The organism is Geobacter sp. (genome assembly GCF_030834625.1).
Taxonomy (GTDB): Bacteria; Desulfobacterota; Desulfuromonadia; order Geobacterales; family Geobacteraceae; genus Geobacter.
Genome location: NZ_JAUQXO010000045.1, coordinates 131,892 through 145,324 on the forward strand (window position 1 = coordinate 131,892; position 13,433 = coordinate 145,324).

General features: G+C 63.3%; 10 protein-coding genes. All 10 read left to right on the forward strand.

Annotation, left to right across the window (positions count from 1 at the left end; all coding sequences use genetic code 11):
* Nucleotides 1-109 precede the first annotated feature (109 nt).
* The 10 genes from RCH91_RS12130 to RCH91_RS12175 all read left to right on the forward strand — a co-directional run bounded on the left by RCH91_RS12130 (nt 110) and on the right by RCH91_RS12175 (nt 13,402).
* Nucleotides 110-1,093: an alpha-ketoacid dehydrogenase subunit beta gene (locus tag RCH91_RS12130; protein ID WP_306535220.1), complete on the forward strand. Its 984-nt coding sequence runs from the start codon at nt 110-112 to the stop codon at nt 1,091-1,093.
* Entirely contained in the window at nt 1,086-2,273 is a 1,188-nt protein-coding gene (locus tag RCH91_RS12135; RefSeq protein WP_306535221.1) for a dihydrolipoamide acetyltransferase family protein, read from the forward strand. The genes RCH91_RS12130 and RCH91_RS12135 overlap by 8 nt, the downstream gene beginning before the upstream one ends.
* Nucleotides 2,270-2,515 carry an acyl carrier protein gene (locus RCH91_RS12140; protein WP_306535222.1) on the forward strand — a complete coding sequence of 82 codons (246 nt, stop codon included), beginning with the start codon at nt 2,270-2,272 and terminating at the stop codon, nt 2,513-2,515. Before RCH91_RS12135 ends, RCH91_RS12140 begins: the two co-directional genes overlap by 4 nt.
* 28 nt (nt 2,516-2,543) lie before the next feature.
* Nucleotides 2,544-2,891: a hypothetical protein gene (locus RCH91_RS12145; protein ID WP_306535223.1), complete on the forward strand. Its 348-nt coding sequence runs from the start codon at nt 2,544-2,546 to the stop codon at nt 2,889-2,891.
* 181 nt (nt 2,892-3,072) lie between these two features.
* Nucleotides 3,073-6,156, forward strand: coding sequence for a tetratricopeptide repeat protein (locus tag RCH91_RS12150; protein WP_306535224.1), 3,084 nt, complete (start codon nt 3,073-3,075; stop codon nt 6,154-6,156).
* 411 nt (nt 6,157-6,567) lie between these two features.
* Complete coding sequence (locus tag RCH91_RS12155; protein WP_306535225.1) at nt 6,568-7,167, forward strand: HEPN domain-containing protein; 600 nt, start codon at nt 6,568-6,570, stop codon at nt 7,165-7,167.
* 59 nt (nt 7,168-7,226) lie between these two features.
* Nucleotides 7,227-11,780: a hypothetical protein gene (locus RCH91_RS12160; protein ID WP_306535226.1), complete on the forward strand. Its 4,554-nt coding sequence runs from the start codon at nt 7,227-7,229 to the stop codon at nt 11,778-11,780.
* A 110-nt stretch (nt 11,781-11,890) separates the two neighbouring features.
* A complete protein-coding gene (locus tag RCH91_RS12165; protein ID WP_306535227.1) occupies nt 11,891-12,427 on the forward strand; it encodes a DUF3332 domain-containing protein in 537 nt (178 codons plus the stop codon).
* A 112-nt stretch (nt 12,428-12,539) separates the two neighbouring features.
* Nucleotides 12,540-12,947: an antitoxin Xre/MbcA/ParS toxin-binding domain-containing protein gene (locus RCH91_RS12170; RefSeq protein ID WP_306535228.1), complete on the forward strand. Its 408-nt coding sequence runs from the start codon at nt 12,540-12,542 to the stop codon at nt 12,945-12,947.
* Entirely contained in the window at nt 12,947-13,402 is a 456-nt protein-coding gene (locus tag RCH91_RS12175; RefSeq protein WP_306535229.1) for an RES family NAD+ phosphorylase, read from the forward strand. The genes RCH91_RS12170 and RCH91_RS12175 overlap by 1 nt, the downstream gene beginning before the upstream one ends.
* Nucleotides 13,403-13,433 lie beyond the last annotated feature (31 nt).

The window sequence follows — 13,433 nt, forward strand, 5'->3', positions numbered from 1 at the left end:
TTCGGGGATTTAACAGGATTTTTTCTCAGATGTTACTCCGTTGCTCCGTTGCTCCGTGTTTCAGATTGGTTTTTGTGAATCGAGGAATCCAATGGCCGAAGAGACCAGAATGATCAAAATGACCTACCGCGAGGCGGCCCGGGAGGGGCTTCGCGATGCCCTATCGCGGGACCCGCGGGTCTTCCTCATGGGGGAAGACGTGGGGCACTACGGCGGCTGCTTCGCGGTCAGCAAGGGGCTCCTGCAGGAGTTCGGCCCGGAGCGGATCCGCGATACCCCCCTGTCGGAGCTGGCCTTCACCGGCATGGGGATCGGCGCGGCCATGGGAGGGATGCGCCCCATCGTCGAGATCATGACCGTAAACTTCAGCCTCCTGGCCGCGGACCAGATCCTCAACAACGCCGCGACCCTCCTCCACATGTCGGGGGGGCAGTTCAACGTGCCACTCGTGATCCGGATGGCCACCGGCGCCGGCAAGCAGCTGGCGGCCCAGCACGCCCACTCCCTGGAGGGATGGTACGCCCACATCCCCGGCATCCGGGTGGTGACCCCCGCCACCCTGGAGGATGTGCGGGGCATGCTCTGGACCGCCCTGGAGGACCCGGACCCCGTACTCATCTTCGAAAACCAGACTCTCTACCCCATGGAAGGTACCTTGCCGGCCGCAGCCGGGCCGGTGGAGATCGACAAGGCCCGGGTGCGGCGGGAAGGAAAGGACATCACCATCATCACCTACAGCGCGAGCCTCTTCAAGGCCCTGGAGGCGGCGGCGACCCTGGCCGCCGCGGGAATCGAGGCCGAGGTGATCGATCTGCGGACCCTGCGCCCCCTGGACGACACCACCTACCTCGCCTCCATCGCCAAGACCCACCGTGCTCTCATTGTGGACGAGGGGTGGCGGAGCGGGAGCATCGCCGCCGAGGTGAGCGCCCGGATCATGGAGCAGGCCTTCTACGAGCTCGACGCCCCGGTGGAGCGGATCTGCAGCGCCGAGGTCCCCATCCCCTACGCCCGGCACCTGGAGCAGGCGGCGATCCCCCAGGCGGAGACCATCGTGGCCACGGTGAAAAGGATGGTACAGAGCCATGGCTGAATTCCGCATGCCCAGCCTGGGCGCCGACATGGAGGCAGGGACCCTCGTCGACTGGAACGTGAAAGCAGGGGACCGGGTAAAGCGGGGCGACATCATCGCCCTGGTGGAGACCGACAAGGGGCTCATCGAGGTGGAGGTCTTCGAGGACGGCGTGGTGGAGACGATCCACGTGGAGCCGGGAACCAGGGTCCCCGTCGGGACGGCGCTGGCCTTCATCAGCCCGGAGGGAGGGGCCGCCGTGCCGCCGACGGCAGCCGCACCCCCCATGCCGCCGGTGGAGGCCCCCCCTCCTCCGCCTCCCGCGGCTTCCCCGGGAGAGCGGCTCCTCGTCTCCCCCTCAGCCCGCAAGCTCGCCCAGGAGCTCGGCATCGACCTCGCCCGGCTCATGGGGACCGGCCCCCACGGCGCCATCCAGCGCGACGACGTGGAACAGGCCGCCGGGGCGGCGAAGGTTGTTCCTCCACCGGAACGCCCCGCCCCTCCGCCCCCTCCGGAGCGCACCGCCGCACCCGACTACCAGGCCGGCATGCGTCGGGCCATCGCCGCGGCCATGGGGCGCTCCAACCGGGAGATACCCCACTACTACCTGGAGACCGAGATCGACATGGAGCGCCCCCTCCGCTGGCTGGAGGGTGAGAACCTGAAGCGCCCCATCAAGGACCGGCTCCTTCCCGCCGTCCTCATCCTCAAGGGGGTGGCCCGGGCCCTCGGCGACGTGCCGGAGCTGAACGGCTACTGGCTCGACGACCGTCACCAGGTGAGTGAGGCGATCCACATCGGCTTCGCCATCGCCCTTCGCCAGGGGGGGCTCATCACCCCCGCCATCCACCACGTGGACACCCTGGGGCTCGACGAGCTCATGGCCGCCGTGCGCGACCTCATCACCCGCACCCGGGCCGGGCGGCTCCGGAGCTCGGAGATGACCGACGCCACCATCACCGTGACGAACCTGGGAGACCTGGGGGTAAAAACCGTCTTCGGCGTCATCTATCCCCCCCAGGTGGCGCTCGTGGGGCTCGGCAGGATCGCGGAGCGCCCCTGGGCCGAAAACGGCATGCTCGGCATCCGCCGGATCCTCACCGCCACCCTCGCCGCCGACCACCGGGCCACCGACGGCCACCGGGGCTCCCAGTTCCTGGAGGCCCTCACCCGTCACCTGCAGGAGCCGGAGACCCTATGACCGAGGAGAAGCTGAAAGAGATCATCTTCCGGGAGCTGCGGCAGATCGCCCCCGAGGCCGACCCCACGATCCTCGACCCCGACGAGAACATCCGCCAGGCCCTCGACATCGACTCCTACGACTTCCTCCAGTTCCTCATAGCCATCGACGAGGCCATCGGGGTGGATATACCGGAGGCGGACTACGAGAATGTCTTCACCCTCCGGGGGCTGCTGCGGTATCTGGAGGTGCGGGTTGGGTGAAGGTGGATCGTCAGACAAGGAGAACACCATGCCCGAAACGAAAACCCACATTGACCGCTACCAGTACGAATTCCGCTCGGCCGGCACCGAAAACGTCGCCATCCTCTACCTCTTTGACGACGAGAACAACCTGCTGGCCATGGCCGCGTTTGTGGACGGGCAGGACCCCCTCCCCGGGCCGAAGGAATCCCCCAGCGGGACGGTCACCCTCACGTGGCGGCGCAACGACCTGCCGGCGGTGATCGACATGCTCCGGAGCGAGGCGCCGGTCAGCTTCGCCTGGTCCAGCGAGGCCCAGGTGGCGCGGATCACGACGGAGGAGGAGCCCATCGGGGAGGAGGAGTACAAGAGTTTCTGGCAGCTTTTGTTCGGGTAGGAGGGCTTCGGTTTGCTGTTGTCAGAGCATATGCAAGAAGTTTCAGGGGATGCAGAGCGAAATACCCCACTGTATATCTCGCTTGCTCAAACAAGCTATCATCTTGGAAGACTGACCTCAATGCCTCCCAGATGAACCCGCTCACGACATCATCTTTGTAATCACCTGAGAGGACCAAACGATGAGCTTCTGGAAACGTATCTTCTGCAAGCCTTCGCCCGCTCCCACGCCTGAGTCTTTCGGGCATGCTACAGCTGCAACAACGTCGCCGCCTTCCGTAGTTTCACCTTCTGCAACCGCTGGAGAGCCTATTCCAGCAAACGAATTCGACCTTTTCATCTCCTACGCACACCAGGGGGACAACGCTTCGAGCGAGGCGGTGGCGGCGCTGGTCACCCGACTCCACGCCGAACTGGAAGACGATTTCCGCCGACGGTTTCAGCGCGACCTCGATATCTTCTTCGACCGGGAAAACATTCAGGACTTCGACCACTGGCAGGTTCGCTGCCACCGGGCGCTCCGCTCCTCGCGGTTTTTTATTGCCTGCCTGTCCCGTAGCTACCTGCGTAGTGATGCCTGCCGCTGGGAGTGGGAGGAATGGTGCTGCCATGAACTCGAACGGGGTCTGGTCGGCCAAAGCGCTGCGTCTCTCTGGTTTGTCCAGATCGAAGAGCTGAACGCGTCGGAGGATGACGAGCTGCTGCGCCGCTGGCAGGGAGACCTGCTCCAGCGTTTCCACATCCAGTGCCACGAGTGGCGCTACGACGATCCGGAAGCCTTTCTCGACGAATCCGCCCGCGCCGATTTGACACTCCTCACCGAGCACGTCGCCCAGCGACTGCGGCTGTTGACCTTGGACCGCGCCCGGCGCGGTAACCTCCCCTGGCCCAACGCCAACTTCGTCGGGCGCAAACTGGAACTGGCCCGGCTGCACGACGCCCTGCTCGCTAACCCCGCAGTGGCCCCCGCCGGCCTGCACGGCATCGGCGGCATAGGCAAGACCGCCCTGGCCCTAGCCTTCGCCTACAACGAAGCCGACGCCTTCCCCGGCGGCTGCTGGCTGTTGCGCTGCGAAGGGCGCGAAAACATGCTGGGTGTCTTTTGCACCTTAGTCCATGATCTTGATCTCAGCGACAAGCTGACCGAAGCGGAGAAGCTCGACGACTCACTGGCGGTCAAGCGGGTGTTCGATCTGCTGCGCCCCCGCGGGCCGGCGCTGTTCCTGCTGGACAACGTGGACCACCTCCTCCTGCTGGCTTCGGGGCGACTCGAATTCCTGAAGGATCAGCCCTGGGCGCGTCTGCTTTACACCACCCGGCTGGCCCCCGCCGACTTCGAACACGCTGGCGCCCTCATCCGTCCTCTGGACCTCGACCGGCTCCCCGAAGCGCAGGCCGTCGATCTCATCCGCCGCTACCAGCCCAGCCAGAGCTTCGCCTCAGACGACCACGAGGCCGCCGCTCACGAGATCATCCGGCTCTTGGGAGGGCTCACCCTCGCCGTCGAGACGGCAGCCGTCTACCTGGGGCAGAGCGATCCCCGGATTGCAGCCTCGGGATATGCAGTGGACCTGCCCGGCTACGTGCCGATCCTGAAAGAGGATCTGAAACGTGGCGGCACCGATGGGGTCATGTCCCAACTGCGAGAGGTCACCGCCACGCTGCGGCCGACCCTGAAGCGGCTCGCCCCCCCGGCGCTCACCGTCCTGCAGCTTGCCGCCCTGATGGGTCCCGACGCCGTGGCGCTCCCCTGGCTGCGCGCCATCGCCGAAGAGCTGCACCCTGAACTGGCCACAGACGCACCGATCTGTCAAAGGGCCCCCTGGACCCAGCTCATCTACACACTCATCGGAATGCGGCTCTTTTCCACAACCCTCGAACCGCGGGTGGTCACCGTTCACCGGCTTCTGCAGCAGGTGCTGGAAATAGAGCTGCGGAAGGATCGGGCCGACCTTCAAGAGAAGCTCACCGTCCATATCAGATCCCGCGTTGCGACGCTGGAAAAGACGACACAGTGGCACGAGTCCCGGTGGGAACTCGAACCGCTGGAGGCAATGACCGATATCTGGGTGGAGCACCAGCACCCCGAGGCAGCCCAACTTTGCAATGCGGTCGGATTCTTCTTCTGGCACGGCGTTGCCGAATGGCAACGGGCCGAGCCACTCATGCGGCGGGCGCTGGCTATTTTTCAGCAGAGCCTTGACCCGGACCATCCTGACTTCACCAGAAGCCTCAACAACCTAGCCCAGCTGCTCAAAGCCACGAATCGGCCGGAAGAGGCCGAACCGCTCTATCGGCTGGCGCTGGTCATTAGCGAACAGAACCTTGGCCCGGAGCATCCCGACTTCGCCAGAAACCTCAACAACCTGGCCCAGTTGCTCCGAGCCACCAATCGGTTGGCGGAGGCCGAGCCGCTCATGCGCCGGGCGCTGGCCATTAGCGAGCAGAGCCTTGGCCCGGAGCATCCCGATGTCGCAATCCGCCTCAACAACTTGGCTCTGTTGCTCCAGAACACAAATCGGCTGGCAGAAGCTGAACCGCTCATACGTCAGGCACTGACCATTAATGAGCAGTGTTATGGCCCGGAGCATCCCCAAGTCGCCATAGGCCTCAGCAGCCTAGCCGAATTGTTTCGAGACACGAATCGGCTGGCGGAGGCCGAGCCACTCATGCGTCGGGCGCTGGCCATTGACGAACAGTGTTATGGACCGGAGCATCCCAAAGTCGCCATAGGCCTCAGCAGCTTGGCCCAGTTGCTCCAGAACACGAATCGGCTGGCAGAAGCAGAGCCGCTCATGCGTCGAGCGCTGGCCATTGACGAGGAGAGCCTTGGCCCGGACCATCCCGACATTGCCGCAGACCTCAACAACTTGGCCGCATTGCTCTACTACACAAATCAGCTGACGGAGGCCGAGCCGCTCATGCGAAGAGCGCTGGCCATTGACGAGCAGAGTTATGGCCCAGAGCATCCGAGCGTCGCCTTCAAGCTCAACAACCTGGCCCAGTTGCTCAAGGCCACGGATCGGCTGGCGGAGGCCGAGCCATTGATGCTGCGGCATCTGGAAATCTTCCTCACGTTCACCCGCACCACCGGTCATCCGCATCCGCACTTGCAGGACGCCGTCAACAACTACGCAGGCTTGCTTCAACAGATGGGGCGCAGCGAGGAGCATATCCTCGCCACGTTGCAGCAAATGGCGCAGGAATTCTTTCATGCAACTGCTGGGGGTCAAGTCTCTGCAACTAACGGGGGTCAATGCAACTAACGGGGGTCAAGTCTCCAAATCTCAAACTTGAGAGGGCTACCTCTATTCCCCCTGCCTCTCCGATCTCTCCGTAATGATCGATATGCTTCGGAACGATGCGCCGGTCTGCTTCGCCTGGTCCAGCGAGGCCCAGGTGGCGCGGATCACAACGGAGGGGGACGCCCGAGGGGACATTAACTAGCTGACTAGCTCTGATCTTAGTCGACAAATCACACTGTCCCGCCCCCACATTGAAGGTTTTCAATCCATCACATTTCTTTATTCAACACAAGGTCCGTCTGGATTTCCCGGCGGGCCTTTCTGCTTGAAAGTTAAAGGATTACCGGTAGAATTATGCAACAGTCAACCAGATAACAGTATTGGGCGAACGCTCTGACACAGAACACACGCCAATAGAAAGGCCCAGATCGAATGATTCCTGAGGAAATCATAGAAGCCGCAATCCGACGGTTGGTTGAGCGCTTCGATCCGGAGCGGATCATCCTGTTCGGCTCCCAGGCCCGGGGCACCGCGGACAGCCGCAGCGACGCCGATTTTCTCGTCATTACCCAACTGACCGGCAGGCGAAGGACGCTGATGCTGGAAATGGACAGGGCTCTTCGCGGGCTTGGCCTTGCACGGGACATTGTTGTCCTCACGCCGGAGGAGTTTGAGCGGGATCGGAAATTCCCGGGACCATTGCGCGCCCGGCCTCCAGGGAAGGGAAGGTGCTGTATGAGCGTCACTGAGGCGGACATACAGCGCAAAGTCAATCAGTGGCTCAACTATGCCGACGAGGATATGCAACTCGCCCGACATGCCCTTACCCTCTCAACCGGCGTGTCATACCGGCTTGTGGCCTACCACGCCCAGCAATGCGCTGAAAAGTCCCTGAAAGCCTACCTTGTCCGTCATCGAATCGACTTCCCCTATACCCACAACATTTCCCGACTGCTGGAACTATGCGTGGACACGGCGCCGTGGGGAGACTCGCTACTTGAGGCGAGTAGAAGAACTTCCGGCAACTGCTGATTGGATACCGGAATACGGAGTTTTTCGACGATGCGGTTGCGAATCAGGGAGGATCCACCATGACCATTGCCAGGACGCACACGCGAGACCTCACGGGGTGCAAGGACAATGCAGTTCGCCCCCCGCCGCCCCCCACCCTCCGCCCAATCCCCATCCGGGGCCTACCGAAGCTTTACCCCGACACCCTGCTGGAATTCTCCCCCGACGGCACAATGGTCGCCGTCGCCACCGGCCAGCGGGTGGAAACCTTCCTCCTTGTCCGCAGCCCCACCACCGTCACGGCCAAACGGGTGCAGCGGTTCAAGCTCCCCGGCAAGGCCGTCGGGCTGATGATGGCCCCTGACGGGGCGCTCTTTGCACACTTTCCCTGTGGCCGGGAAACGACGGTGGCCCACCTGGCCGGGGGCACCATCCAGGTTCTGGGCCAGGTGCCGGAGAGGCCCCTCGCCGCCGTAGCCACCCGTCAGCACGTGGTGCTGGCCCTTGCCGGCGATTTCAGAGGGCCTCCCCAGCTGGTGGTCCTGCGCCGGCGCGACGGCCGCATCGTGCGGCGGGAGCCGTTGTCGACCCCCCGCGTGACGCTGAGGAGCGGACCCCGCGACGAGGTGCTGGTCGCGGAGCCGGGCAACCGGAGACTCCGCGTGCTCGACACGGCGGCACGGCACGACCCCTGCGCGCCATCCGACTGCCGCCCGCAGCCCCCACCCCGGGACCTGCCCGAGCCTGACCCCTGCACGCCATCATGGTGCAGGTCCCACTGCAGGCCGCCGGAGCGCGGCGGTGACAGCAGCGTGGACCGGCCGCCGAGGCGGCAGGAGCCCGATGGCCGATGCGTGCCGGGGGATGACGGCGATCCGGACGGCTGTTTCATTACCTATGCCTTTGGCGCCATGCTCGTGACCGTCAACATCTGCGAACCGGATGAACCCCCTTGTGCTGTTGAGCTCAACTGGAACGTGGCCTCGGTGGGAAGAACCAGGCGCACCGTCATTGCAACATCGTCCGATGGCCGCCGTCTTGCCGTTCTCGACCGGCAGACCCTGAGGCCGCTCTACGAGCATCGCGCCTTCCGGGGGAGGATCTCGATGCGCATCGCCCGTGACGCCGATCTCGCCCTGATCCTGGACGGCACCGGCGGGGTCGCGCTGTTCGACCCGGCGCCGGTAGTGCCGGAACCCGGACTCGACCTCACAAGCACGGCCACCTCGGCGGTGTTCATGGGGACCTCCCCGACGGTCGGCTATGATTCCGGGGGACAGCAGACCGGCGTCAGGCGTGTCCTGATCGTCCCCGCACTGGAGCCCGGCCAGCCCTTCAATGCCCTGGGCGACACGTCCGACTTCGCCCATTTCTACGAAGTCGAAGGAATTATCCAGAAGGTGCGCGATTTCTACGTCGAAACGACCCGGCACCTCCCCCCGGACAACACCGGCGTGGATGTGCAGTTCATCTGGTTCGGGGTCGATACGCCGGACCTCTACACCGGTCAGCCCATCGCCCTGCCGAAGCCCTTCAAGGAATACTGGGGGCCGGCCTGGGACCCCGGTCACGTGCGGAGCACGGTTCCCCTGCCGGGGGGAGGGGTCACGATCTCCTTCTCCGGCGATGAAGAATTGCGCGTGAATGCCATCGCTGCGCCGACGGAGACCTACGAACCCCAGGAATTTGAGATCCGGTTCCCGGCCGCAAGCTATGCCAGCCGGATTCCCAACGCGCTCCCCACGATCACCCTCGGCTCCGGAGGGGTCAGAATCATCACCATTGACGGAACCGACCGGCAGGGTGGGGCATTCTCCATCACCGTCGACACCAACGCCCTGGCCGCCCCCATTGCCATCGATCTCACCCGTACCGCACTGGAGGCGGGGGACGCCGAACTGGAGCACCTGGCCGATGCCATCGAGGAGATGCTCGCCAGCGCCCCGGGTCTCGGGGGGCTCTTCGAGCGGCCGTCGGTCCTCTGGCACGACGACGGGGAGGAGACCGGCGTGCTCCATGTCTCCCTCTCCTTTGCCGCCGGTCCCGGCGGCTCCGTGCCCCAGGTGATCGCCTTCGACCTCGATCCCCTCCTCAGCGAGCTCAATGCCGGATCCCTGGCCGCAACCTTCTTCCTGCCGGGAGACGAAGGGAACATGCAGAAATACCTTCGCCGCAACCTGGCGGACGCCTCGGCCCGCAGCCCCGAATTCGGTCCGGACCTTAATCTGTCGTATTTCGATTTCTCCGATACCTGGGGGGCGAGCGTCTCCGTTGCCGGCAATGAACTCGCCGTCCGCATCAACCTCTCCACCGGTCATGGCCGCGATCCCGCGAAAATCGAGGTGATCTCCCAGACCGGGCTCGAATCCGTCGGCATGGACAACCCCCAGGAAGTCGTCGGGGCCGACACCAGCTTTTCCGGCAGCGGGGGGCCGAAATTCAAGGACGACACCCTGTTCGATGACGTCTACACCGCCATGATCGACAAGACCATCGAAGGGGCCGGCTCCGAGGAATTCGCCATCAATGTCTTCAACCGGTATTTCAACTGCGTCGGCATCGAGGGTCCCATCGAGTGCTCCCTGAACACAATCCATGCCATGGTGGTCACCCCGGTCTATCCAACCATCGGCGGCACGGCGGCGGAACCGGACCTGGTCAAGGGGGAACGGGCCTCCTCCCATCGCCACGAGACCAGGGACACCAAGGCCGACCAGCGGGCGACACCGGTCCTCCCCTTCGGGGGGAACCGCGCAACCATTGTCACCATGATCGCGCCCGGCAGCATCGACGATCCGAACCGGCCCGAAGCCAGTGCGGTGACCCTTGCCCATGAACTGGGCCACGGTCTCATGGGCCTCAAGGATCTTTACGGAGGCAGCGGCCTGCGAAAGCTGGTGGACTATATCGGCGGCCACTGCATCATGGGTGATTCGAACGCCTTTGCCCATTTCTGCGCCTATCACCAGCGGATCAAGGGGTGGCTCGACGACGATGCCATCCTCTTGCTTGACCGGCCCGGAGGGGATGACACCGTTGATGAAGAGGTGGTCATCATCCAGCTGGAGCACTGGGACCCGCTGCTGGACGGGGCTGACCGGCAGACCCTGGCCCAGAACCTCCTCCCCGGCATGGCGGAGGGGACCCCGGTGGTGGCGGCTGTGTTCCTGCGGCTCGGGGGCGACGGCCGCCAGTTCGATATCCTGGAACTGCGGGGCCCGGGAGTGAGCTTTTCCCAGAACATATCTCCGACCCGGGTCCTGATCACCAATGCCATCGACCCCGAGGACGACACCCGCTACGCCGAGATTGAGGTCGAGGATGCGGGAACTACCCGGGGGGTCCTTGAACGCTACCGGCTCAAGGTGCACCTCCTGTCGATGGACCTGCGGGCCGTGGGGGACAGCTACGATTTTGCCGAATCGGCCGAATTTCCCGAGGTGGGGCTGAACGTGGAGGTGCTCGAATGGGCCACGGGGACCGGCGCGGCCGCTCCGTTCGACGTGGTGAGGCTCCGCATCCGCTGGGACCGGGGCCCCGCCATCGATCTCGGCTTTGTGGACAGCACCCCGGACTGGCAGAGCCCCGACATCGCGGTGATCAAGCCGGAAGATATCGGAGAGGACGGGAGCTTCGTGTTTCCGGAAGACCAGAACGCCCCCGATGAGGAAACCTTCCGGGTCCCTGCGGATCCCGATGAGACGCTGATGCACAAGGTGGCCGTGCGGGTCTGGAATTTCGGTGACGCAACCGCCGAGAACGTGCAGGCGTGGCTGGTTCTGCGGCTCCCGGAAGGGGCCGGCGACTGGGCAAAGGCCTTCGAGAAGGAGGCGCTGCTGCCGGAGCCCCTGGGTGCCGACCCCCAGATCGTCTCCTTTGACTGGCCGGTGAAAAGCGACATCGACACCCATGTCTGCTTCCGGGCCCAGATCGGCGACCGCGACGTGCCCCGGGACGATAACGGCGTGGCGCTGGCGAGCGACGACACCAACGCCAGCAATGACTGGGCCCAGCAGAATGCCTTTATCCTCGAGGCCACTGCCGATAGTCCGCCGGAACCGGTGGAGTTCACGTTCCAGGTGAACAATGCCGGCTCCTATCTGGAGGAGGTCAACCTGCAGCCGAGGGGGCTCCGCACCGGCGCCACGGTGACGGTCACCCCGGCGCGGATGCAGATCGCGCCATTCTCCCGGGGCTATTTCAGGGTGCGGGTTGACCTGGAGGAGTCCCTCCTCACGGCCACCTGTGGCAAGGACATATCCTTTGTCCTCGAAGCCTGGCGGCGGGATGATGACGGCTACGAGCGCTGGGGCGGGGCAAAATACACCATCAAGCCGCGCCTCAGGACCACCACGACCCTGGACGGCGCCATCCTCCCGAACAAGCTGAAGTTGTTCGGGGCGGTGAGCCCCGATGTGGGGGCGCAGAGAATACTTCTCCATGTCCAGCGGCCGGGCCGGCCCTCCATCTGGGAGGAAATCACTCTCGGACCGGCCTCTACGTTCGACTATGAGATCCTGGATCAGTTCCCGGCGGGCGAGGAAGTACGCGCCACGGCATATTTCGATGGCACCCTGGAATACTCGAAATCGGTCTCGAAACCCGTAGTGATTGTTTGGCAGATGCCCGGATAGACTTCTTCACCCCCAAGCCTCCCCGACATATATGTACTGAGTAGTGACAACCGGAAGAGTCGCATTATTCATGGGGATCACCCGTGGCTTCCGAACCTAAGGAGATCGTTATGAAACGCATTGTTGCCCTTGTTCTGCTTGCCATCATGTCATCAACGTCATTGTGCGGTTGTTACGGAAAGTTCGCCCTGACCAGGAAGATCTATCAGGTAAACGGCCAGGTGAGGGATAAATATCTGAGAAGCGCCCTCACCTGGGTATTCATCATCGTTCCCGTCTACGGCGTAGCAGCCCTTGCTGACTTTATCGCGTTCAACACCATAGAATTCTGGAGTGGCAGAAACCCGGTGGCTGAAGGCGAGAAGGAGTTCCAGTACGTTGAAGGCGACACGCGGTTCGCTATCCATGCCCGCAAGGAGGGGAATACCGTCACCTACGTCATAGATCATTTTGTGGGCGACAGGCATGCGGACAGCATGAAGATCACCTGGAATCTCTCCACGGCTGAATCACAGGCCGTAGTTACGGAGCGCGATACGACCACGGAGTACGTTGCTGCCATCGGGGATGACAGCGTCCAGGTGCGGCAATCCGATCCGGCGTCGTACGGCAGGAGGCAGGAGCTGGTGGCATATTATCGCCAGTGAATACCCACGCCTTGTTCCATCGAAGCAATTGGCCGACATCCTTTTTGGGTATTCTTGTTGACAATTGGCAATCTGTTTGGGACAATTTACCCAAATAAGCAGGGGGAATGCCATGGGAGCTTCGGCGTTGGCGGAAATACTTGGTTATGATGAAGTGAACCGTTCTCCGGTCGAGATTGTCGAACAGGGTCTTCCGTATGTTACCGTTGAACGACTCGCCGGTCTTCTCGAACTGAGCATGGAGGAACTCTGTAAAATACTCCCCGTTTCTCGCCGAACCCTTGCCCGTTACCGGGGTGAATGCCTTGATGCTCATCTTTCCGATCACCTCATGACAGTCGGCAGGGTCTACGAGCGGGCAGTGGAAGTCCTGGAAACCCCGGCGAACGCCATCCTCTGGCTGAAGACCCCTAACTATACCTTCCGCTTCAAACGCCCCATGGATTACCTCTCATCATTCACCGGCATCCAGGAGGTTCTTGACGAACTCGGCAGGCTCCAGCACGGAATCTTTGCCTGATGCTCCTGTACAGGATCGCTGAGGAGCAGTTTGCCCGAGACCTCTCCGGTGACGGCGCGAGGCTCTACGGCGGACGCTGGAACCCCAAGGGGGTTCCGATGCTCTATACTGCCGAATCGGTGGCCCTGGCTGCTCTTGAGGTTCTGGTTCGACTCTCGACACCGAAGCGATACAGCCGCATCGTCTACGAGGCGCCGGACGAGGCAAGCCTGGAAATCATGACAGTTCAGTCTCTCCCCGCCCATTGGCTCCTTCCGTACCCCAACGCATCCCTCATGGAGATTGGCGGCAGGTGGGCGCGAGAGAGACATTCCCTGCTCCTGAAAGTTCCCTCCGCGGCGGTCCGCGGGGAGGGATGGAATATCCTCATCAACCCTCTGCACTCCGAGTTCTCCACCGTGAGTATCGTTGATGTTACGCCGTTCACCTATGATGAGCGCCTGTTGGGTCGTTAGCAGGGTCGGGGATCGGAGGACGGGCTTCCGA